The sequence below is a fragment of the Flindersiella endophytica genome, from assembly GCF_054779015.1.
This window is the reverse complement of sequence record NZ_BAAGYY010000024.1, coordinates 785389-807957: the sequence shown is the minus strand read 5'-3', so window position 1 is coordinate 807957 and position 22569 is coordinate 785389. Positions and strand designations below refer to the sequence as shown.

The window sequence follows — 22569 nt, the reverse complement described above, 5'->3', positions numbered from 1 at the left end:
CTGTCAGGGCCGCTCAGTTGTCCGGAAGGCGCGTGCATGGTCGCGGACGGTGCGCGCGCTGATGCCGAAGTGGGTGCGGAACGTCCGCGAGAAGTGTGCGGGCTCCTGGAAGCCTGTGGAGTAGGCGATCTGGGTGATCGGCAGGTCCGTGGCGATGAGTTGCTCGCGGGCGCGTTCGAGGCGGTAGCGGCGGAGATACGCCATCGGCGTGACGCCCAGGGCCTCGCGGAAGCAGTGGGCCAGGCGCTTGGGCGAGAGGTGGACGGCCCTTGCGAGGGTGGTGAGGTCGAGGCGTTCGGGGTAGTGGTCGCCGATGAACTCCAGGGTGGCTTGGACTTCGGCGCGCAGGGTGAGGCCCGGGATCGTTGGCGGCAGGTCGGTGCCGGTCAGCTCGATGACGTCGGCGAGGGCCAGCTCGGCGTAGGCGCGGGCGCGGAAGACCCGGTCCGGGCCGTCTCCCGCCGCCGACCGGACGACCTCGGCGATCAGGTGACGGAGGTGGTCGGGCGGTTCTTGCAGGAGGAGGGGGAGCTGGAGCTGGGCAACCAGGTCGACCGCCTCGAAGAGGAGCAGGTTGCAGCCGAAGCCTTTCAGGGAGAGGGGCTCGGTGGCGTGGTTGGCTGACGCGCGCGAACGGCCGGGTGGGAGGATCGCGACCTCTCCGGGGCGGGCGGTCGCGGTCTCGTCGCCGATGGCGATCGTGCACTCGCCCTCGAGGATCAGCCAGAGCTCGCACCATGGCTGGACGTCGAGGTCCAGGCGCCAGCCGGGCTTGACGGTGACGTCGTAGGCCTGGTGCAGGCGGAAGGCCGCGTTCTCCCAGAAGCCCTCCAGGTCGACGTGGTCCTGGCGGATCCAGTCGGTGGCTGAGGGGAGCTTGGTTGCGGTCATTCGTTCAGCGTCTCACCCTTTGTGGGTTTGGTTGGTGCTGGTGGGCTGGTGCTGGTGGGTGGGTGGTGGCGGGGGCCAGTGGATTGGTGGCGGCGGCGGAGCTTGTTTCGGCGGCCCCTCCAAAGTCAAGACGCTGTCTCACGGCGGCGAGCGCATCCTCATTTGGCTTGCTCGGCCTTGCTGGGGTTCCTGTGCCGCCGTGAGACAGCATCTTGACTTCGGAGCCTCTGCCGCCAAATCGAGAAGCCCTTGGCGGTCAAGCAAGCTTGACCGCCACTAACCCGCCGCCGCCACCAATCCACCGGCGGGCGGCCGGCTCTCGATCCGACGGCTGCCGTCGCCTAGCCATCCGCAGTCGATCGGTGGGCGGGCCGGCTCCCGATCCAAGCCCGCCGCAGGTGATTCGCACGTGATTGGCGTGGCCCGCCGGGAATCTTGGGGGTGGCGCGATACGTGCGCTATCGCCCGTAGTTGCCGGACTTTGGCGAGGGGTCAGACGTCTCGTCGAAGTCTGACGAATTTTCCTGGCCGAAGCAGAGGACGAACGGGCAAATCCGCGCTACGGTTTCAGGTGTAGGGCGGCGGCTTCCCCCGTGGCTGCCGCCCTCACCATATCTTTCGGCCGCTCGTCTGGGCGGCCCTCGTCCGCGCTTGGCCTGGTTCGCCAACTCTGCAGCGCGCGTGCTTGTCCACCCGCTAGGCTCTCGTCGTTTTGTGCGGGAGTGACTTCCGTATTGTCCAGGGCCGGATCGTTGCCCTGGGCCGGCATGACCGTCGCGCGGGGAGGCGCGGCGTTTGGGGTGGGGAGAGTCAGGGTGTCATACGTTCGTGCCGTCGTCGACGGTGTGCCGGTGTTGTGGGCCAGGAGCGACGGGCCGCTGCGGGCCGGGTTCCGACCGGGGTCGATGGGCATCGACCTCGGCATCGCAACCTCGGGTTCCCGCCCCAGCAGACTTCGCAAGAACGACCACATGACGACCTACCTCCACCCCGGGAGTCGCGCGGTCCGGGGTAGTCCACGCCCTGCACCTGGCTCGCCGAGTCCGTCGGCGCCGGCACGAAGCCGCCGCGCCCGACGCCCGAGCCTTCGGGCACCATGACCAGCGCCGTGCTCATCGCCTGCTTCGCGACAACGTTCAGATCGTCCGGGGTCACCTTCCGCAACTCGGCCAGCACCTGCTCCGGAGTCCTGGGCTCCGCGCCGACCAGCAGGTTGTGTGCCGCGTCCGCCACCATCCTGCCCGCGACCTCCGGCTGCGCCAGCACAACGTGTTCGCGCTGGCGTTCGCGCTCGCGCGGGAGAACGAGCTGGCGGCCGAGCAGCTCCGGATCATCGGCGGGAAGGTCACAGAGGACCCGTGGGTCTACATCGACGACGGCGGGACCGGGGATCCCAGCGTGGGCTTCTGCAAGATCCTGGCGATCGTGCAGCGTGCCGTCAGTCGCTGATCGACTGGACGCGGACGGTGGTGTGGTTGCCGTCGGGCAGGTCGTAGGTGAGCTCCTGGCCTTCGCCGGCCTCCGCCAACTGCTCGGCAAGCGGGTGGTCGGGTGCGAGCCGTTCGATGCCTGGATCCGTGTCGACGGTGCTGAGGACGACCCTCGCGGTCTCGCCGGTGGAGAGGTCGAGGTAGGTGAACACCGCTCCTGGCCAGGCACGGCCCGGCAGCCGATCGGCCTCGACCGGTTGGCAGCGTTCGAGCCAGGCGTCCAGTTGGACGAGGCGGTCGCGTAGGCGTTCGTGCTCGGCCGGTGTGCCGGTGCCGGCCGGCAGCTTGCGGATCGCGGCCGCCTCGGCGGCGAGCCGGCGTTGGGATGCCGCTCCGACCTCGATCACCGCGGCCGGCGTTGGCCCGGCGGTGGTCATGAGGGCGCCGGCGACCGGCTGTTCGAGGTGGATCGCGCTGTCGGTGGCCTGCAGGCCGGGCTGGATGCCGAGCCTGTCGAGTGCCGACCACACCGGCTCGAGCGCGGCCACGGGGTCGCGGGCGAACCGGCTCGCGGCAACGCGTTCGAACCGCCAGCCCATGCGTTCGAGCTCCAGCTGGTGCAGCGGATCATCGGGTACGGGCATCGGCAGCTCCGCCGGGTCGCCGTCGCACTCGATCGCGAGCCGGCTGGTGCCGCCGTAGACCACGAGGTCGATGGAGTAGCGGCCGGAGACGTACTGCGGGCGTACGTGATAGCCGCGCTCGTCCAGCGCGAGGTAGACCCGCTGCTCGAACAGCGTGTCGAACGACTCGTGCCGCAGGTCGGCGAGCACCTCACCGAGCGCGGCGCCGGAGCGCTGCTCACGCGGCCGGCGCAGCGCCGTGAGGTAGTCGGCACGCAGGTCCTGCTTCGGCAGCTGCTCCGCCCGCACGCTGTAGAACACCCATACCTGGTCCTGCGCCCGGCTCGCGGCGACGTTCAGCCGCTGCTTGTCGGCCTTCTTCGACAGCGTGCCGAGCCGGCGCGGGCCGCTGTCGCCCTGGGTGGCGGCGACCATCGACAGGAACACGACGTTGCGCTCGTCGCCCTGGAAACCCTCGGGCTTGTCGACCCGCAGCGCGCGGCGCTCCATCTCGGCCGGGCCGAGCCGCTCGACCAGCAGGCTGGAGATCAGACGCGCCTGCTCCGTGCCGAGCAGCGTGATCACGCCCATCGACTTGCCGGAGTAGGCGGGATCGGCGCAGCACTTGCCGATCGTCTCGACGATCTCCTCGGCCTCGGCGCGGTTGGTGGTGCGCTGGCCGGTGCCCTGCGTGCGGGCGCCGTCGAGGAACGTGGTGCGGATCGGCGGCAGGCGGTCGAGGCCGAACTGGCGTACGGGCAGCAGGTCGTCGCGGTAGCAGAGCCCGTTGGAGAAGTCGATGATCTCCGGCATGCAGCGGAAGTGTTCCTTCAGCATGACCGGGCTCGGCGCCATCGTCTTGGCGTGGTCGAGCAGGCTGCCGTAGGGGTCGAACAGCTCGCGGGACGGGAAGTCGGGCAGCAGCTCGGCCCGCAGCCGGAAGATGCGCTCGAAGTCGATGCCGACGCTCTCGGGGCTGATCTGCTCGTCGTCGCCGACCACGAGGACCTTCTTGCCGAGCCAGAACAGCAGCAGGGCCTCGTGTCCGGACTGGCTGGCCTCGTCGACGATCACGACGTCGAACAGGTTGGGCCGCTCGAACGGCACGCTGGCGACGACCGAGCGCATCGGCATGATCCAGGCCGGGATGGCCGAGTGGGCTCGGGAGAGGGCGGCACGGGCGTCGGCGTGGTATTTCGGGGCGTACTTTCCGGTGCCCTTGCCGGCCTTCTTCAGCGTGGCGGCGTAGACCCGGAGGTTGCGGGCTTCCTCGGCCGTCATGCGGCTGCGGCAGAACCGCCAGGAACGGTTGACGGCCATCGCCTCGGTCAAGCGGCGCTTGCGATCCTCGGCGCTGCGCAGCTGGTCGGCGAGCAGCTGCCGGCGGACGGGATCGAGCTGCTCGCGTAGCCAGCGGTCCTGGGCCGACCAGGCGTAGGCCGCCTCGATGTCGGCGAACCGGCTGTCCCACAAAGGGGAACCGGGATCGACCGCGAGCTGGGTGGCGACTGTGGGGGAGCTGCGGGCGAGGCGGTCGAGCAGCCGCTCGGCTTCCTGTACCTGCGCGGCCGCGGTCCAGGCGGCCTCGAACTCTCTCCATGCGGCGGCATAGCCGTCGACATCCCACTCCTCGACTGCCCGGGTGGCGGCCTCGATGGCGGGGTGCGGGTGCTCGCCGCGGCCGGCACGGCGCAGCTGCTTCAGCACGGGCTCGCGGCGGTGGGTGAACTCGGCGAGCTGGGCCTGCAGGTCTTCGCGGAACAGCGCTGCGTGCAGCGACTCGATCCAGGTGAGGTCGTGCCAGCGACCGGCGGCCAGGCCGGTGCGGACGCCGACCGCGCGGGCGGTTTCGTACGCCGGACGGAGCTTGAGCGCGCGCTCGAGCGCGGCGAGTTGCTCCTCGAGCTTGGCGGTGCGCATGCGGAGGCTGCCGGCGGTTTCGCCCTGCCCCCACTCGGACTCGAGGTCGCGCAGGCGGGCGGCGGCGGAGCAGGCGGTCGCCGCGGTGAGCGCGCGCTGCTCGGTGTCGCAGGCGAGGCCGTCGACGCGAACGTTGGCGAGGACGGCATCGGCTTCGCGCGCGAGCTTGGTGGGGCGGCCCAGCCTCTGCAGGGGTTTGCCCTTGGCGAGGTTGTCGGCCAGCAGGCGGAGCTGGGTCTCGGCCTGCCGGGGATCCAGTGCCTCCAGGCCGGTGATCCGGGCCGGGCCGAGGCGTACGAGCGCGCTCTGGATCTCGGTGAGGTTGGTGCGGGTGTCGTCGGAGAGCTGCTCGAGCGCGCGAGTCTGACCGGTCCAGACCTGTTGCAGGGCGCCTGGTGAGAGCTCGAGCAGGGAGAGCTCGGTCAGCTCCTGCCGCAGGGTGAGGACGATCTCGCGCAGTGGCTCGAGCTCGGCTGGGTCGATGCCGCGCAGGTCGGGGAGCGCGGCGTCGGCCGGCCCCGAGTCGAGCATGGAGTCGAGGCGTTCGCGCAGGCGGAGGCGGTCGTTGTCGAGGTCGGCGAGCTCGGACGGCGAGACGAGGTCGGTGCGGTCGGGGATCGCGTACGTCGCGAGGCTTCTGGTCTCGGGTGGGAGGCGGAGCAGCTCGAGCAGGCGGAGCGCCTCTTCCGAGGTGACTCTGTCGGCCTGGTCGTCGGGCTCGGCCAGCCAGCTGTAGGTGGGCTCGTCGGCGCGGAGGCGCTCGGCGAGCTGCTGAGGCGTGCCGGCAGGCCTGCCTTCGTACGCGGGAACCTGCTGGCCTTCCCAGGCGCGGAGCTCTCGCAGGCCTTCGAGTGCTTGGTCGCGGTCGGCCGCGGCGGCGTCGAAACGCGTGCGCAGGCGGGCGAAGTCGTCGTCGAGCGCGCGCTCGTCGCTGCGTTCGACGCGGTCGATGAGGTTGTTGACGGAGTGCTCGAGCTCGGACTGGGTGCGGGCGGAGCTGCCGGTGACGTCGACGCAGAGGTCGCGTACGTCGTCGGGGAGCAGCTCGCGGACGCGTTTGAGGGCCTGGGCCTTGTGGCTGACGATCAGCACGCGCTGGCCGTGGGCGAGCAGGTCGGTGACGAGGTTGGCGATCGTGTGGGTCTTGCCGGTGCCGGGTGGGCCCTGGACGGCGACGACGCGGTGCTCGCGCAGGCCGCGGAGGACGGCTTGCTGCTCGTCGTTGGAGGGGAGCGGGAAGTAGACCTGCTCGTCGTCGTTGTCGTTGGCGGCTGCTTCGGCGGTGTCGTCGAGCGCGGTGGTCTCGAGGAGCACCTGGGCGAGGCTGTCGGGGACGCGGGTGCCGGACTCGATCGCGTTGCGGATGGTGTCGATCGCCTTGTAGAACGCACCGGGGTCGCGGGGGCGGAGGATCAGCGCGGGCGCGAGCGTGACGCTCGCCTGGGTGGCGCCGCGGGCGGTCTCGGGTGGCGTGAAGGAGTCGGAGACGAGCGTGTCGTGGCGATGCACGTGGGCCCAGCGGCGGGCGGCGGCGAAGGCGGTGTGCTTGTGCTCGGCGGGCTCGCGTTCGGGCGCGGTGCCGGCGAAGAGGTCGCCGAGCTGGTCGAGCTGCTGGAGGTCGGCGCGTAGCTCGGCGGCGAGGTCGGCCGGGATGTGATCCTCGGCGTCGAGCATGTCTTCCTCGAGCCGCGGCTCGGGATCCTCCGGATCGACGCCGACTGTGAGCCGTCCGGTGTCGGCGTCGAGCCCGATCGCGGCGCGGACCGTGATCAGGTGGCGGCGGGCCTGGACACCGCCGGAGCGGGCGTGCAGCAGGCCGAGACCGAGCACGATCTCGAACGTCTCCGGGCTGCCCCGATGATCTTGGTGGAGGGCGTAGAGCTCCTGGTAGGCGGCGCGGACGGCAGCGTTGCGGCGATCGCGTTCGGCCCATTGCTGCCAGGTGGGAAGCCAGTCGAGGTAGTCGGCGGCAGCCTCCTCGCCCGCGTCGTCGCGCAGCCTGGGCTGGCTGTGGTCGGAGGCGTAGAGGTCGGCGTGGACGACGTGCCTGGCCAGGGTGTCGGGCAGCTGCGGCGGAGGCTCGCGGTCGATTCGTTCGATGGCCAGCCAGTGGGCCTGCGTGGTCTGGTCGTCGCGCGTCCAGATCGCGTCGACCTGCCGTGAATCGGCGGGTATGTCCGAAAGCCACACCACGCGCGGGAAGCGGTCGAGGGTGCGGACAGGGCGGGTGCGCAGCGCTTGGAGCTCACGCAGGAACGTGAGCAGGCGCAGCGCCCGGTCGGCGCGCAGGTCGTTGGCCGCGGTCGGCTCCTTGGTCGTCGGCTGTGCTGGCTGGGTCGGCTGGTTCATGCCACCCCCAAAAGGCGCGGCTTCCCATGGTGCCAGCAACGACCGACAGCCTCCAGCCGGTTCCCGGGTCAGGCGGTCGCCGCGGGCCGGAAACCGATGCCGTCGTTGGTGGCCTCGTAGGCGCCGTGCCGGCGGGCGCAGCGGGCCAGGTCGCGGCAGTGGAACCAGGCGCCACCTCGGGTGATGTGCGGATCGGTGGCGTACTGATCTTTCTGCGCTACCTGCGCTGGCGCACCTGGATAGGGGACGTAGAGCGTCGACGTCCACTCGTCGCAGTTGCCGGCGAGGTCGAGCACACCGAACGGGCTCGCGCCGCCCGGGAACGAGCCGACGGGGAGGGTTCCGCCGGCGCCGTACTCTCGCAGGTTGGCCCGGGTGGGGTCGAAGACGTCGCCCCAGGGGTACTCCCGCGCGTCGTCGCCGCGGGCGGCGCGTTCCCACTCGTCCTCGGTGGGGAGTCGCGCTCCCAGCCAGTCGCAGTAGGCGGCGGCCTCGGGCCATGGAAGGCCGGTGACGGGATGGTCGGCTGGTCCGCCCGGCGCGGGGCGTCCGGTGGCCTCGGCGAATGGTCGCCACTGCGCGTTGGTGACGGGCGTCCTGGCGATCCGGAACGCGGGAACGTGGATCGCGGTGCGCGGGGCCTCCTTCCGGAACCACTCCAGCTGTGCCTGCAGGTCGCTGTGTCGTTCGAAGACGGCCTGGACCTCGTTCGCCGGCGTACCGCGGAGGACCGTTCCCGCCGGGATCGACACCCAGTCGATGGACACGTTCATGCGCCCGAGCCTGCCAGCGGATCGGGCCGGCAGGCATCGGGCCGGAGGCGGGGGCGGCCTCGTTCGTTGGACCTACTCGGCCTGCGTGCTGGCGCGCCACTCCAGGGCCTCGGCGGTCTCGTGATACTCGAGCAGGTGCTTACCGGCGAAGTCCTCCAGCAACACGCGCACGTCGGCCGGGGTCGCGTAGAAGAACTCGCGCCGCAGGTTGACCTGGTTGACTCGCTTGGCTTCCAGCGCGTTGTGCAGCTTGGTCTCCAGTCCGACGGCGTCGTCGCTGAAGATCAGCGCATGGGTGTCGAACTTGAACGGCACCGACGCGTCACCGAGCTCCCTGATCCGATCGTCCGGCTCCAGCCGCCGGGTCATGCCGATCTTCACCACGTCCGGCCCGAACGCACCGATGTTCGAGATGACATAGACGTAGCCCGCCCGGATGTTCGCCTCCCGCGCCTCGACGGAGCCGATCTCGTCGTCGATCTCGGCGAGCTTCGCCTCCAGCTCGGTCGTGTCCTCTCCGTTGTCGCGGAGCTTGGCCAGGGCGGAGCTGTAGTGCGCCTGCTCCTTGAGCAACTTGGCCTTCTCACGTTCGAACTCGCGTTGAGCTTTGGTCTCCTCGCGCTGGCGTTCCCGTTCGGCGCGGATCTCCTCCTTCTCCTCTTCCTGCTTGCCGCGGTAGTCGGCGGTGAGCTTGAGCTCCTGGACGCGCGCGAAGTGGTACTGGTCGGAGATCCGGATCGACATCGTCTTGCCGAGGCGGGCGATGGTCTCGCGTACCTTGGCCAGCCGGTCGGTGGCCGCGGGCAGCCGATGCGGACGGACGGACTGGACGGCGCTGTCGGCTTCGGCGTTGTACGCGCGCAGCATCAGCTTGGAGAAGTCGCGGACCATCGTGCGGCCTTCGGCGGCCGAGCCGTTGACCTCCCACTTGTCGGTCGCGTGCACTGCTCTGCCGTCGCTGATCAGGGACTTGATCTCGTTGCGGAGGATGTCGAGCCGGAGCTTGTACGCCGGGGCGTCGTCGAGCGGGTGGAGGTAGCCGTAGATGCCGGCCTCCTGCAGGATCGCCAGCTCCTGGGTCTCGACCAAGGCGGCTCGGGACTGCGTGAGCTGCTCCTCCAGACTCGCCAGCTCAGCGCGCTGCTTGCCGACCTCCGTGGCCAGCTGCGCGGCGTCGAGTCCGTCGAGGTCGGCGAGCCGCTGGCGGAGGCCGGCGTACTCCGCTTCGAGCTGGCTCTCCTCGATCCACCACTGCCATCCGGTGGGCGCGGCCGGCCAGGTCGGGTCGGGCTTCCAGTCGTTCGGCGGGGTCCAGCCGGCTGGGGGCACGGGCCAGCCTGGTGGAGAGTTGAAGATGGGCATACGGACCTGGTCCGTTGCGCTCGGTTTCAGTTACAGCTTCAGTCGGCCCGCCTGGGCGAGGACGTACAGCGCGTCGATGGTGGTCCATTCGTTCAGGCGCTTGACGCTGGTGCCGCCCCAGTCGACGTAGTCGTTGCCGAGGGCGATCTTGTCGGAGACCTTGTAGTAGCGGCTTTCTGCCGGCCAGCCGCCGTCCGGCAACTGCTTGCTCTCGAGCAGGTCGAGCGCGTCGGCGGTGCGATGGTCGTCGAGGGCGCCGGCTTCGGCGAGGCCGCGGAGGCCGCCGAGGTAGTCGTAGTGCCAGTAGAGCGGGTAGTGCAGCTTGGCGAACTCCCGACGCATCAGCTCGCCGTCGCTTCGCCGGTAGAGGAGGCGACGGGTGAGGAAGATCTCGGCCGCGCGCGCGGCGGCGGCCTTCGCCTGCTTGCCGCCGTACGCCGCCAGGCCGCGCATCGGCAGCAGCGTCTCCGAGAACGCGGAGGTGTCGGCGCTGGGGTTCTTGTCGCAGTTCCAGCCGCCGTCGGGCCACTGCCAGTGCAGCAACCGCTCGACCAGGGCGTCCGTGCGCTCGTTGGTCAGGCCCAGCGCACACAGACTGCGCAGCACATTCCCCTGCTGCGACGCGCATCGCCGGTGCCGCCCCTCCATCACCGGCACGCCCTTGCGGTTGTAGACGCCCGCCTTGCTCCGCGCCTCGAACTCCACGTAGAAGTCGTCGGTCAGCCAGGCCTCCTGCACCTGCTCGGCCAGCGGCCGCAAGCTCTCGTCGCCAGGCGGATATCCGAGATCGGCGAGCGTGGCCAGTACCCAGTGGGCTCCCTGCCACTTGGCGTAGACGGCCACCGTGGATCGCCCGTCCGGCCCGCGGTTGGCGAGCAGCCGCTCCACCCGCGCCGACTGGCGGACCTCATCGCGCAGGCGCCGCATCGGGCGATAGTCCGCGGGCTCGCCCAGCACCTCGGCCCGCACCCGCCACCGCACCGCCGCCTCGTCCGACTTCAGCAACCGGTCGACGATCTGACTTGCCATTCCCACACCATACGGTAGGCTCAAAATCTCGTCTGCCGAATTGAGAATCTGGCTAAATGATGACGAACGAATCCAATTCTTAGTAGACTAGTTGATATCGCTCGCTGCAAAAGGCGGAGCGAACTTCAATGATACCAGTGCTTGGCGAATTGTCTCGACAGGCGAGATCTGCAGGCGGGTAGAACTCCGTTCCCCCTCCGCCATGCTTCAATGCACTCAAGTTTCAACCTCCCTTGCCACGTTTACATGTCATGGGGAGTCGCCATGGGGATCGCAATCGCCAGGACCGCCAGAAGCGCCAAAAGCGCCCGAGCGGCCATCTCCGTCCGACTCATCCTGCTCACCAACCGCCGTCGTTTTGTCCTGCAACTGGACGGTACGCGCTTCTCGTTCCTGCGGCTCTCCATCGATGGCAACGACTTGCGCTCGGATAGTTTCAGTCGTTCTTTGGAGGCGTGCGTAGATGCCCGCTTGGGCTTGAGCATCACCTACCTCGGCCTGCTCGACTTCCGTGTCGACGGGCCCGGGCTCGAAGTCGTTGTCGTGGCGACGGTTTCGGAGCGCGCGGCGTTTCCCGATGCGATGGCCCTGACCATCGAAGAGGTCGAGATGTATGCAATGCCCGTCGATGGTGCCGAATATCTCGAGGCTGCCTATGAATGGGCTATTGCTGCCGGGGCGATTCGGCTGGGCCAAACTGTCCAGGACGCTTTCGGGCGGTCGCTGGACTACCTTGGTCGCGGCATGGTATCTGAGGACGGAATTCATGGCTGGAACCAATACCGCGACGACGATGGGTTGGGTGTTCTTTCGACGGCTCAAGGGCTGTTGTGCTACGTGTACGCTCACCGCAACGGCGTCTCACATCTCGTTGCGGAGACGTTGACTCGTTTCCAGAACGAGGATGGCGGATGGCAGGTACGCCGTGCATTGGAAGGGGGCAGCAGTCAGATCTCCGTCACCGAAAGCACTTGCTTCTGTCTACGCGCACTCCATGAGGCCGGCCGGTCCGAGGCTGACCCGGCGATCGCTGCTGGAATCGACTGGCTGGAGGCGAGCCAGGACGCGAGCGGGGGCTGGCGTTCGTCTGCCCGCAGCGGCGAACCATGCGTTAGCGCCACCTCGGCCGCCGTTCAGGTCCTGGTCGAATACGGCGGCACCAGGGCCGTTGCCAAGGCTGTCGCCTGGCTCAAGCGTGCACAGTGCGACAACGGAGGGTGGGCACGGGAGACGGCCTCGAGCTCCGACATGGCGACGCCTGCCTATACCGCGCACGCGATTGTCGCGCTGCTCGCGGCGGGCGTCCCAAAGGATGATGGCGTGATCGTACGCGGTTGCGACTACCTCATTGGCGCGTTCGACCGGTCGCGAAGCGAACCATGGGCCTCTACGTACTATCGTTCGATCGTCGACCCTTCCAGGTCTGCCCGTATGACGTTCCGCCTGTTCGCCACGCCTTGGGTGCTCGCCGCTCTCATACTCGCCGGCCGTGACCTGGACGATCCGCGCATCCTGCTCGGCGTCGAGCGTCTTCTCGCCCTGCAGGAGAGCAATGGCGCCTGGCGCACGGATGCCCAGGAACCGGATCGGCGCTCGATCTGGGCCGTACACGATGCGCTCTTCGCGCTGCGCACGTTCGTAGACGCGAGCGGCCGGCTGGCGATACACGGGATCGTCGCCGCCCATCAGACGACGGAGCGGCGGCATCTGGAGCGGCTGTTCGTCCATGCTGTCGGCGAGGGGGCAAGGGCAGGGCCGATACGCAGACGTGCACACACCGCTTGGCTCGCGATTCTCACCGGTGCGGTCACGAGTATGGCGGTCGTCCAGTTCGGGATCCTCGACCTGGTCTCTTCGTTCTCCTGGGTTCAACGCTCGATGGCCGCGGTGATTGTCGCCGCTGTGAGCATCGGAGGCGTGGTCCTGCCGGCTGTGATCATCGAAGAGTACAAAATACGCAGAAGCCGAAAATGTGACAAAATGTAATCATTCTCCGCCAGTGCGTGTCTTGGCCATTTGGGGCACATGCGCCCCGCTCTGTCGCTAGCCTCTTTGCCCGTGACGAGTCACGGGCAAAGAGGCCCTGCACCCATCATTCAGGCAGTGAACTTTCACTTTTGGCAGCCGTGCAACATGCACTGTTGGTACTGCTTTGCTGAGTTCCGAGATGTCCGCAGGGAGGTTCTGCCGGACGGGCATCTCGAGCGTGAGGATGCACTTTCGGTGGTCAAGCACCTCGGCGAAGCGGGGTTCACCAAGTTGACGTTCGCGGGTGGCGAACCACTGCTCTCGCCTTGGTTCGCTGACGTGGTGAAGGCGGCCAAGTCGGCCGGCATGACTACATCGGTCGTGACCAACGGCTCGCTGTTGAATGATGTTCTGGTCGATCAGTTGCGCGGTGTGCTCGATTGGTTCGTGCTCAGCGTGGACAGTCTCGCGCAGCAGACCAACAGCAGTATCGGTCGAATGACGAAGAGCCGTCCTTTGACAGAGGACCGCTACCTCGAGATCTGCGAGCAGATCAAGCGAATTGGCGTGGCGCTGAAGGTGAACACCGTGGTGAGCAGCGCAAACTGCTCAGAAGACATGAGTGCGTTCATTGGCAAGGCGAGACCGTTGCGCTGGAAGATCCTCCAAGTGTTGCCGATCGAGGGTCAGAACGATCGCCACGTCGATCGGTTCCTGCTTGACCGTCTGAAGTTCGACGGGTACGTGGCTCGGCATCGGCACCTCGAGGATCAAGGCATCACGATCGTGCCGGAGACGAATGACGACATGATCGGCAGTTATGCCATGGTCGATCCGGCTGGGCGGTTCTATGACAATGTCGACGGCACGTACAACTACAGTGATCCGATCCTGGACGTAGGGGTTGAACGAGCGCTCGAGCAGGTCCGGATCGATCCGGAGAAGTTTGTTCGGCGCGGAGGCGTCTACGACTGGTAGCGCTGCTCAACCGCACAGTTCGTTGGCCACGGACCGTAGCCACGGCTGGGCGAACGTCGGCTCCTTGACGATCACTCTGTGCAGAGCGGCGCGGGTGCCTGGTTGACGGCCGGATTCGACGAGGGCGACGGCTTCGGCCAAGGCTTGGCGGGTGTGCGGTCGTCGCGGGGGAGGGTGAGCGACTCGTCGGACGAGTGGTGGCGGGTGACGGAACGGTGAGCTTGGGCTGGCTGTCGCCGAGGTAGGAGCTGACGAAGCGGTCCAGCGACACGTTGGCGATCGCGCGGGGTGGGAGGTCGGAGGTCCACGTTGCCTGTTGGTGCCAGCATCAGGTGTTGGGGCTGGTCTTGGTCTGTTCGGTCACGCCGATGAACGCAGCTTGCGCCGCACCACCGGCCATGGCACGCGTCCGGCGGCGATCCAGCGGCGGAGCTGGTGGTGGAGCCACTGGTAGGTGCGGCCGCGGTGGGCGAGATCGACGAAGACCACCGGTCGCGGGGCGCGGGCGAGCTGCTCCGGCGCCAGCCCGGCGGCAGCCCGGCGGCAGCCAGGTTCGTCCGCAGTTGTTCGAACGCCATCGGCAGGTCACCTACGCCGGTCATCGACAGTGGCAGGAGGTGCAGCCGGTCCTGCCAAGACGTCCTTGCCAGCGCCGGCGCAGCGTGCCAGCACCTTCGCCGCGCACGACACGAGCGACTGGAGATACCACAGCGAAGGCGCCTGGCAGCCGGAAAGGAGCGTGCCGAGTTGGTCCCGCTGGACGAGCTTCCAGCGGAACGGGCGGATCGGCTCTAGCTGCGACGACACGTCTTCCATTGCAGCAGAACGTGGCCGCCAACGGCATGGGATTTTCTGTGTGAAGCGGCGCTCTTACGGCAATGTCTCATATTTGGCCGTATCCGACCCAACTCCGAGGACTTTCCTATGGCACAAGACCTGTGGCAGGTGCTCCATCCGTTGGCCCTCCTCCTGCTCACCGCGCTCGTGGCCGTCGCCATTGTGGAGACGGCGCATCGGGTGCTTCAACACGCCGGCAGGCGGGTTCCGCTGCTGCGTGAGCTGGCCAGACGCGAGCACCGGCCGATGTTGTGCCTGGCCGTGATGTTCACCACGCTGATCGTCGTCAGCACGACCTGGGAGCCGTCCGACTGGCGCGGGCCGGTCAAGCACGGCTTGCTGCTGGCCACGATCGGGTCGTGCGGCTGGCTGATCGCGACTCTCCTGCTGGTGCTGGAGGACGTCGCGTTGTCGCGGTTCCGCCATGACATCGAGAACAGCCTGGGCACCCGCCGCGGCCGCACTCGCATCATGATCCTGCGCCGGCTGTCGACCACGCTCGTCGTCGTGGTGACGATCGGCGTGGCGCTGACGACGTACCCGACGATTCGCACGGTCGGCATGAGCCTGCTGGCCTCGGCCGGTCTGCTCGGTGTCATCGCCGGTCTGGCCGCGCAGCCGTTGCTCAGCAACCTGATCGCCGGCTTGCAGCTGGTGTTCGGCAACGCTCTCCGAGTGGACGATGTGGTCGTGGTGGAGGGCGAGTGGGGGACGGTCGAGGAGCTGACGCTCAGCTACGTCGTGGTCAACATCTGGGACGGCCGGAGGCTGATCGTGCCCACGTCGTATTTCACCAACAAGCCGTTCCGCCACCTCACCCACAGCGGCGCCGCCCTGATCGGTGCCGTCGAGCTGGACGTGGACTGGAGCGTGCCGATCCAGGAGATGCGTGCCGAGCTGGTGAGCTTCTGCACCGACCACCCGCTGTGGGACAGCCGCGCGATCGGCCTGCAGGCGGTCGCGACGACCGGTGCGATGGTACGGATCCGCGCGATCGTGAGCGCCGCGAACGGCGACAAGATGTGGGAATTGTGCTGTGACGTACGTGAGCACCTGATCGAGTGGACCCGGACGAACCATCCGATGGCACTTCCGAGGGTTCGCGCCTCCATCGTCGAACCGCCTTGACGCGGGTCCCAAGCTGACGCACCCTCTGGTCGCATGCCGAACGCCACGCGTCGAAGGCGCAAATCCGGCACAGCGATTGGGGAGGGCGAATGCGTAAGCCGGCTGGACTTCTCGCGCTCGTGCTCGTCACGACCGGCTTCGCCGCGGCAGCGGTCTCGGCCGAGCCAGCCGGGCGAGCGGCGTCCGCGCCGCCCGAAACCCCGGTCGCGCACTACACGCTCGACGAGGGCACAGGCCCGATCGCGCACGACACCTCGGGCAACGGGCACGACGGCACGCTGGTCGGCGGCACCACCTGGTCGGCCGGCGTCTACGACACCGGTGCACTGGACTTCAACGGCGGCAACGGATATGTCCGGGTCGACGGCGCCGTCGTCGACACCACGGCGAGCTACACCGTGGCCGCCTGGGTGCGCACCGACACGCTGAACGGCTATCGCACCGCGGTCAGCATCGACGGCACCGGGGTCAGCGCGTTCTATCTGCAGCTGCGCGGCGACACCCAGCGCTGGGCGTTCACGACGCAGGTGCGCGACGCGACCGCCGCCGATCCCCAGCGCTCGCAGGTGAACGGCACCGGCGGCACCGCCACCGGCCAGTGGTATCACCTGACCGGCGTCTACGACGCGACCGCCAAGCGCATCACGTTGTATGTCAACGGCCTGCGCCAGGAAAGCACGGCGTTCACGCCCACCTGGCGCGCGAACGGCCCGACCGTGATCGGACGTGCGCTGTGGGGCGGGCTCGTGGACTACTTCGACGGCCGGATCGACGATGTTCGGTTCTATGCCGAAGCGTTGCCCGCCACCAGCGTCGCGAAACTGGCCACCGGCGCGCACTATGCGTTCGAGGAAGGCAGCGGCACCACCGCCGCCGACGAGACCGGCAACGCGCCGGCGGGAACGCTGTCTGGCGGAGCTACCTGGACGGACGGCTTGGTAGGCGACTCCGCGGTCGCGTTCGACGGCGGCCAGGCCATGATCGACGTGCCCGCGCCCATCGTCGACAGCACCTCGAGCTTCTCCGTGTCGGCGTGGGTGCGTCTCGACCGGATCTCCGGAACGCAGATCGTCGCGGCCGGTGAGCCGGGCGGTGCTTTCGCCCTGCGGGTCAGGGACGGCAGGTTCGAGTTCGCCCGCGCTCCCGACACCACGGCCACCGCCGGCGAGCCGGCCCGGGCCGGCGAGTGGTATCACCTGGTCGGAGTGTCGGACGCCTCGAGCGGGAGAGCCACGCTCTATGTCAACGGTGCCGCGGCGGCGACCGCCGCGTCGACCGATGCCGCCAAGGCGACCCGGCTCACGATCGGCCGCGGGCTGGCGGGCGCGGTCGACGACGTAAGGGTGTATCAGTTTGTCCTCGGATCGACCGAGGTGTTGAACCTGTCGGCGGCCGGCTCGTGGTCGCTGGAGGACGGTGCGGGTGCGACGGCCGCCGACGACTCGCCGAACGGCACCACAGGCACGTTGCGCGGCGACGCGACCTGGGTGCGCTCGGCGTCGAGCACCGGACTCAGCCTGGCCGCCGGCGCCGACCTGACGATGGGCGACGCGGCGGCGCTGGACTTCGGCGATCGATCGTTCTCCGTCGGCGGCTGGTTCGACCGGACGGCCGGCACGGGCGGGCAAACCCTGCTGGCCAAGGGATATCGGCTGTCGGTCGCGGACCGGCCGGGGCACGTGGAGTTTTCGGTCTCTCGGGTCACGGTTGGTACGACGGCGGCGTTTCCGGCGCGCGAGTGGCACCACGCGGTCGCGATCGTCGACCGGGCCGCCGGAACGATCCGGCTCCAGGTCGACGGCACGGCGCAGGCCGTCCGGGTGGTTGGCGGATTGTGTGCCAAGGCGCGCGGAACGTTCGCGGACATCAAGGCTTGTTCGGGCTTGTCGGCGTCGTCGGACCGTGCGTTCACCGTGGGCAGCGCCGACGGCAGGGGGTTTCTGACCGGCGGCGTGGACGAGATCCGCGCCTATCCGTACGCCCTCACCGGGCAGCAGGCCGCCGGCCTGGCGAACTTCAACACGGTCCGGATCGACGCGAGCCGGCCGGGCCCGCGGATCCCGGAGTCGTTGTGGGGCGCGTTCTTCGAGGAGATCAACTACGCCGGCGTCGGCGGGCTGTATGCGGAGCTGCTGCGCAACCGGTCGTTCATGGAGAGCGCGACCACGCCGGTCTGGTGGAACTCGTTGTCGGGCACGGCCGCGCTGGACCCGCAGCAGCCCCTGAACGCGAAGCTGACCCGCTCGCTGCGGCTCAGCGTGCCGGGATCCGTTGCCAACAACGGGTATTTCGGCGTGCCCGTCAGGGGCGGCGAGCGGCTGTCGTTGTCGCTGTGGGCCAAGGCCGCCGAGGGATTCGACGGCCGGCTCGGTGTCCGGCTGGAGAAGGCGGACGGTAGTGCGGTGCTCGTGAGTGCTCATCTTCGTTCTCCTACAGGGGATTGGCGCCGGCTGAAGGTCAGTCTGCGGGTGCCGAAGAACGTAACAGCGTCCACCGACAATCGTTTGGTGATCTTCACCGAGGGCGGCCCGAGCGACGCACCGGTGTGGCTGTCGACCGTCTCGCTGTTCCCGCCGACCTACAAGGACCGGCCGAACGGGCTGCGCATCGACCTGGCGAAGAAACTGGCCGGCATGAATCCCGCGTTCCTGCGCTTCCCCGGCGGCAACTATCTCGAGGGCGGCGTGCCGGCCAACCGCTTCGACTGGAAGCAGACGATCGGACCCATCTGGGAGCGGCCCGGACATCTCAACGACGCTTGGGGATACTGGTCCGACGACGGACTCGGCCTGCTGGAATACCTCCAGCTGTGTGAGGATCTCGGTGCCGAGCCGGTGATCGGCGTCTACGCCGGCTACAACCTGAACGGCACGCACGTACCCATCGAGCAGCTCGGGCCGTACGTCCAGGACACGCTGGACGAGATCGAGTACATCACCGGCCCGGTCACCTCGGAGTGGGGCGCGCGGCGGGCACGTGACGGGCATCCGAAGCCGTTCACGCTGCGATACGTCGAGATCGGCAACGAGGACATCTTCGATCCGGCACAGACCTACGACCAGAGGTACGCCGCGTTCCACGACGCGATCAAGGCGGAGCACCCCGAGCTGCAGCTGATCGCGACCACGCCGGTGCAGAGCCGGACGCCCGACGTGATCGACGAGCACTTCTACAACTCGCCCGCGTTCTTCGCCGGGCAGGCGCACCGGTACGACAGCTACTCGCGCTCCGGGCCGAAGATCTTCGTCGGCGAGTACGCCGTGACGCAGGGCTCGCCGACCGGCATCCTCGCGGGCGCGATCGGCGAGGCGGCGTTCATGACGGGGATGGAGCGCAACGCCGACGTGGTGAGCCTGGCCGCGTACGCGCCGCTGTTCGTCAACGTGCACGGGCAGCAGTGGTCGACGAACCTGATCGGGTACGACGCGCTGGACAGCTACAAGTCGCCGTCCTACTACGTGCAGTCGCTGTTCGCCCGTAACACCGGCTCCGTCGGGTGGCCGACCGAAGTCGCCGCGGCCGGCGGGAACGCCTTGTATTCGGTGACGAGCCGCGACGAACGTACCGGCACGGTGTATGTGAAGGTGGTCAACCCGAGCAACGCCGTGCAGTTCGGCAGCCTGACGTTCGCCGGCGCGTCGATGACGTCTCGGGGTAGCGCGATCGTACTGGGCGGGAAGGAGCCGAACGCCCAGAACACCTTGGAGAACCCGCGCAACGTCGCCCCGCGAACGGAGAGTGTCGATGGGGTGAAGGCGACCTATCAGCAGTCGTTCGAGCCACAGTCGCTGACGATCTTCCGGCTGCGTACGCGTTAGGGTTGGGCGGCATGCACTGCTTCGGCTGCGCGTAGACGAACGCGATCGGCTGCTGGTCCGGCTGCGGCAGGGTCTCGAGGCGGACCCACGGGTGGCGGCCGCGTGGCTGGAAGGCTCGTGCGGCCGGGGCGAGCCCGACGCGCTGAGCGACCTGGACCTGGCCGTTGTCGTCGCCGATGGCGAGCTGGCGGCGGTCGCGGATCGGCGATGGGTGGCGCGGCTCGCGGAGCCGTTGCTGTTGCTGGAGGCGCCGCAGAACGCTCCGCCCGGTGGTGCGTTCCTCACGTCGTTCTTCAGCGGAGAGGCCGGACCGCAGCAGGTCGACTGGCTCTGGCTTCCGCGCTCGACCGCGCGCCGGCCGCGGGAGTCGCTGCTGTTGTTCGATCGCGCCGGCGTCGAGTTCGATGCGGAAGCCGGCGAGGACGGGCAGCCCGGAGCCGTGCCGGAGCGGACGGCGTACGAGGTGGCCGTGCACGCCGTTCCGTGGTTCTGGGCGACCCTGCTGTGGAACGCGAAGCACGCCGCTCGCCACCCGGGCGACGACCGGCTTCCGATGCTCTCGCAGACGGCAGGAGCGGTCCACGACGTAGAGCGGTTCCTCGACCCGGGAACAGTCCAGCCGGCACCCGAGCCCGTCATCGAACGCCCGGCCGATCGGCTGCCGGTCCTGGCAGACCTCGCCGACCGGATGGAACGGCTGATGGCCCGGGCTCCCGCGCTCACTGAAGGCGTGTCCAGCGCGGTTCCCGCTCAGTTCCGCCGCTACCTCCAGGTCCTGGAGCAGGTCGGCCTCGGTACGTGAGCCGGACGGACATCGCAGAGGAGAGACAAACGTTCCGTTGAAGTTCAAGCCAGGCGCGTATACGCTATGCATGGGAGCGCTCCCATTCCGGCATCATTCCGATCTGACGGCGAATGGAGGCATCACCATGCGCGTGTGCACTACCTCCGGGCCTGTCACCACAACGCGGCGCATCCTGATCCTGATCACAGCCGCGATGGCCTGCCTGTTCAGCTGGACGCCGGCGGCCTCGGCCCACGGCACCATCGTCAGTCCCGCGACCCGCGCCTATCAGTGCTGGCAGGACTGGGGCGACGACCACCTGAACCCCGCGATGCAACAGGAAGACCCCATGTGCTGGCAGGCCTTCCAGGCCAACGCCGACACCATGTGGAACTGGATGAGCGCCCTGCGGGACGGTCTCGGCGGCAACTTCCAGGGAGCGACGCCCGACGGGCAGCTGTGCAGCAACGCTCTCGCACGTAACAACTCCCTCAACACCCCCGGACCGTGGAAAGCCACCAACATCGGCAGCAACTTCACGATGCAGCTGTACGACCAGGCGAGCCACGGCGCCGACTTCTTCAAGGTCTACATCAGCAAGAACGGGTTCGACCCGACCACCCAGAGCCTCGGCTGGGGGAACCTCGACTTCATCATGCAGACCGGCAGCTACCCGCCGGCGAACAACATCTCGTTCAACGTCCAGACCTCCGGCTACACAGGGCGGCACGTCATCTTCACCATCTGGCAGGCCTCCCACCTCGACCAGGCCTACATGTGGTGCAGCGACGTGAACTTCGGCTAGGAGATCGGCCAACCCGGTGCCGGCAAAGCGCCGGCGCCGGACCGGCCCGCAAGCCTGCCCCTAGTGAAGGGGCAAGCCGGCTTCGAGATGGGACATCGCCTCGTCGAGCAGGTCTACGAGGTCGGCGTTCGGGTCCTGCTGGGCGGCGAACATGGCGGACAGGCCGACGCCGATCACCGCGCCGGCGATGGCGCGGACGCCCGGGTCGTTCGCCGGGCGGCCGGTGCGTTCGGCGACGAGCTCGGTGAGGACGCGCATCGGGCCGGCGAGCTCGTCGATCAGCGTGGCGCGCAGCGGTGGGGCCGACAGCATGAGTTCGACGCGCTGCCGGAGTTCCCTTTGCCGAGTTGCCGAAAGCTCGCCGAACGTCGAGCGCAACGCCGAGCGCAGGGCGGTCACCGGGGAGACCGCGGCCGGCTGCGCACGGATCCGCGCGACGATCGCCGGGTCGAGGTCGTCCCACAGCACGACGGCTTCCTTGGTGGGGAAGTAGCGGAAGAACGTACTCTCCGACACCTCCGCGGCCGCCGCGATCTGCTGCACGGTCGTGCTTTCGTAACCCTGCTTGTGAAACAGCCGCAGCGCCTGCCGCTGGATCGCCGCCCGGGTCTGGGCCTTCTTGCGTTCGCGCAGTCCGCTCATCGCCGGGGTCACAGTCCCAGCAGGCGTTCGGCGTTGCCGTGCGCTATCTGCTCCCGGTCGCTCGCGCTGACCGGCACGTCGTCGAGGAAGCGCCGGGCCACCGGCATCGAGCCGTACGGATGGTCGGTCGCGAACAGGATGCGCTCGGCCCCGACCTGCGACAGCAGGTTGAGGAACGTCGGCGTCCAGTTGAACGCGGCGAAGGTGTAGTGCAGGTTCGCGAGGAAGTACGCGCGGATCGGGCGTTCCAGCTTCACCACGTGCTCCATGACGTACTCGAATCTCGGCAGGAAGAACGACAGCCCTTCGCCCATGTGCCCGACGACGAGCTGCAGCCGCGGGAAGCGGTCGAACGCGCCGCTCAGCACGATCCGGAGTACGTGCGTCGCCGTCTCGACGTGCCATCCCCAGGCGCTGGTCGCCAGCGCGCCGGCCACCGCCGGGCTGTAGTTGCCGGTGTAGGAGGCCTCGACGACCGCCTGCGGCGGTGGCGTCGGGTGGAGGTAGATCGGTACGTTCAGCGCCTCCGCCCGCTCGAGGATCGGCCAGAAGAACTCGTCGTCGAGGTAGCGCCCCCGCGTGTGCCCGTTGATCATCGCGCCCACGAAGCCCAGCGAACGGACGGCGCGCTCCAGCTCCCCGGCCGCTTCGGAAGGCGCTGACGTCGGCACGGTCGCGAACCCGGCGAACCGGCCGGGGTGTCGCCGGACGATCTCGGCGAGCACGTCGTTGGTGTCGCGGGCGAGCGGCACCGCCTCGGCCGCGCTCGCCTGCTCCACGCCGGGCGAGGTGAGCGACAGCACCTGCACGTCGACGCCGGCGGCGTCCATCGCCGCGATCCGCCCGTCACCGACCTCGTTCAACGCGTCGACGATCCGCCCACGCCCCATCGCCCGCGCCTGCTCCGCCAGCGAACGTCCGGCGCTGTTCCAGAACGCGTCGGTGCCGAAGTGCTCCTCCAGCGCGATGGTCCGCATGAGCTGCCTCCAGAAAGTGAAAGTCGACCTTCATTAGAAGGTACACCCTCACTTCTGGAAACTCGCCCGGCTGAGCCGGTTGTAGGTCTCGGCGAGCTTCCTGTCGTACGGAGCGACGCAGGCCGGTGGTGGGCACGGACGCGCCCGATCCTTTCTACGCGACGCCAGGCTGATCGCGAGCAGCCGCGGCGCCGACACCTTCGTGCACCACCTCACGCCGCTGGGCTCGGTGCTGCCGGACGCGGGAGTCGCGTC

At 68.6% G+C, this 22569-nt stretch carries 14 protein-coding genes; 7 read left to right on the top strand and 7 right to left on the bottom strand.

Translation table 11 applies throughout. The features are described from left to right. Positions 1–3 precede the first annotated feature (3 nt). On the bottom strand, positions 4–891 hold the full coding sequence (locus tag ACYVF6_RS31480) for a helix-turn-helix domain-containing protein (RefSeq protein ID WP_460526268.1): 888 nt from the start codon (positions 889–891) through the stop codon (positions 4–6). Between the two features lie 1215 nt (positions 892–2106). On the opposite strand from ACYVF6_RS31480, the gene ACYVF6_RS31475 reads away from it, so the two are divergent. Beyond that, a complete protein-coding gene (locus ACYVF6_RS31475; protein ID WP_460526267.1) occupies positions 2107–2340 on the top strand; it encodes a hypothetical protein in 234 nt (77 codons plus the stop codon). On the opposite strand, the gene ACYVF6_RS31470 is transcribed toward ACYVF6_RS31475, so the two are convergent. The 4 genes from ACYVF6_RS31470 to ACYVF6_RS31455 form a co-directional block, all read right to left on the bottom strand. Continuing rightward, positions 2330–7213, bottom strand: coding sequence for an AAA domain-containing protein (locus tag ACYVF6_RS31470; protein WP_460526266.1), 4884 nt, complete (start codon positions 7211–7213; stop codon positions 2330–2332). The genes ACYVF6_RS31475 and ACYVF6_RS31470 overlap by 11 nt on opposite strands. A gap of 68 nt (positions 7214–7281) precedes the next feature. Beyond that, positions 7282–7986, bottom strand: a complete 705-nt coding sequence (locus ACYVF6_RS31465) for a formylglycine-generating enzyme family protein (protein ID WP_460526265.1) — start codon at positions 7984–7986, stop codon at positions 7282–7284. Positions 7987–8058: 72 nt separating this feature from the next. Next, the gene (locus ACYVF6_RS31460; RefSeq protein ID WP_460526264.1) at positions 8059–9348 is read right to left on the bottom strand and encodes a DUF4041 domain-containing protein; all 1290 of its coding nucleotides are present in this window, start codon (positions 9346–9348) and stop codon (positions 8059–8061) included. 30 nt (positions 9349–9378) lie between these two features. Continuing rightward, positions 9379–10377, bottom strand: a complete 999-nt coding sequence (locus ACYVF6_RS31455) for a hypothetical protein (RefSeq protein WP_460526263.1) — start codon at positions 10375–10377, stop codon at positions 9379–9381. A 264-nt stretch (positions 10378–10641) separates the two neighbouring features. On the opposite strand from ACYVF6_RS31455, the gene ACYVF6_RS31450 reads away from it, so the two are divergent. The 6 genes from ACYVF6_RS31450 to ACYVF6_RS31425 all read left to right on the top strand — a co-directional run bounded on the left by ACYVF6_RS31450 (position 10642) and on the right by ACYVF6_RS31425 (position 20695). After that, positions 10642–12363 carry a prenyltransferase/squalene oxidase repeat-containing protein gene (locus ACYVF6_RS31450; protein ID WP_460526262.1) on the top strand — a complete coding sequence of 574 codons (1722 nt, stop codon included), beginning with the start codon at positions 10642–10644 and terminating at the stop codon, positions 12361–12363. Positions 12364–12480: 117 nt separating this feature from the next. Continuing rightward, the gene (locus tag ACYVF6_RS31445) at positions 12481–13323 is read left to right on the top strand and encodes a viperin family antiviral radical SAM protein (protein WP_460526261.1); all 843 of its coding nucleotides are present in this window, start codon (positions 12481–12483) and stop codon (positions 13321–13323) included. Between the two features lie 924 nt (positions 13324–14247). Further along, positions 14248–15288, top strand: a complete 1041-nt coding sequence (locus ACYVF6_RS31440; protein ID WP_460526260.1) for a mechanosensitive ion channel family protein — start codon at positions 14248–14250, stop codon at positions 15286–15288. Positions 15289–15377: 89 nt separating this feature from the next. After that, positions 15378–19106, top strand: coding sequence for a LamG-like jellyroll fold domain-containing protein (locus ACYVF6_RS31435; RefSeq protein WP_460526259.1), 3729 nt, complete (start codon positions 15378–15380; stop codon positions 19104–19106). A gap of 16 nt (positions 19107–19122) precedes the next feature. Continuing rightward, on the top strand, positions 19123–19908 hold the full coding sequence (locus ACYVF6_RS31430) for a hypothetical protein (RefSeq protein ID WP_460526604.1): 786 nt from the start codon (positions 19123–19125) through the stop codon (positions 19906–19908). A gap of 127 nt (positions 19909–20035) precedes the next feature. Beyond that, complete coding sequence (locus tag ACYVF6_RS31425) at positions 20036–20695, top strand: lytic polysaccharide monooxygenase auxiliary activity family 9 protein (protein WP_460526258.1); 660 nt, start codon at positions 20036–20038, stop codon at positions 20693–20695. Positions 20696–20755: 60 nt separating this feature from the next. Here the strand turns inward: ACYVF6_RS31425 and ACYVF6_RS31420 are convergent, their stop codons facing one another. After that, positions 20756–21337 carry a TetR/AcrR family transcriptional regulator gene (locus ACYVF6_RS31420; RefSeq protein WP_460526257.1) on the bottom strand — a complete coding sequence of 194 codons (582 nt, stop codon included), beginning with the start codon at positions 21335–21337 and terminating at the stop codon, positions 20756–20758. A gap of 8 nt (positions 21338–21345) precedes the next feature. After that, positions 21346–22314, bottom strand: a complete 969-nt coding sequence (locus ACYVF6_RS31415) for an amidohydrolase family protein (RefSeq protein ID WP_460526255.1) — start codon at positions 22312–22314, stop codon at positions 21346–21348. Between the last annotated feature and the right edge of the window lie 255 nt (positions 22315–22569).

Coding starts and splice junctions, on each gene's coding strand:
- ACYVF6_RS31450 (WP_460526262.1), top strand. CDS start 10,642: ATGGGGATCGCAATCGCCAGGACCGCCAGAAGCGCCAAAAGCGCCCGA.
- ACYVF6_RS31440 (WP_460526260.1), top strand. CDS start 14,248: ATGGCACAAGACCTGTGGCAGGTGCTCCATCCGTTGGCCCTCCTCCTG.
- ACYVF6_RS31465 (WP_460526265.1), bottom strand. CDS start 7,986: ATGAACGTGTCCATCGACTGGGTGTCGATCCCGGCGGGAACGGTCCTC.
- ACYVF6_RS31455 (WP_460526263.1), bottom strand. CDS start 10,377: ATGGCAAGTCAGATCGTCGACCGGTTGCTGAAGTCGGACGAGGCGGCG.
- ACYVF6_RS31470 (WP_460526266.1), bottom strand. CDS start 7,213: ATGAACCAGCCGACCCAGCCAGCACAGCCGACGACCAAGGAGCCGACC.
- ACYVF6_RS31435 (WP_460526259.1), top strand. CDS start 15,378: ATGCGTAAGCCGGCTGGACTTCTCGCGCTCGTGCTCGTCACGACCGGC.
- ACYVF6_RS31480 (WP_460526268.1), bottom strand. CDS start 891: ATGACCGCAACCAAGCTCCCCTCAGCCACCGACTGGATCCGCCAGGAC.
- ACYVF6_RS31415 (WP_460526255.1), bottom strand. CDS start 22,314: ATGCGGACCATCGCGCTGGAGGAGCACTTCGGCACCGACGCGTTCTGG.
- ACYVF6_RS31460 (WP_460526264.1), bottom strand. CDS start 9,348: ATGCCCATCTTCAACTCTCCACCAGGCTGGCCCGTGCCCCCAGCCGGC.
- ACYVF6_RS31420 (WP_460526257.1), bottom strand. CDS start 21,337: ATGAGCGGACTGCGCGAACGCAAGAAGGCCCAGACCCGGGCGGCGATC.
- ACYVF6_RS31425 (WP_460526258.1), top strand. CDS start 20,036: ATGCGCGTGTGCACTACCTCCGGGCCTGTCACCACAACGCGGCGCATC.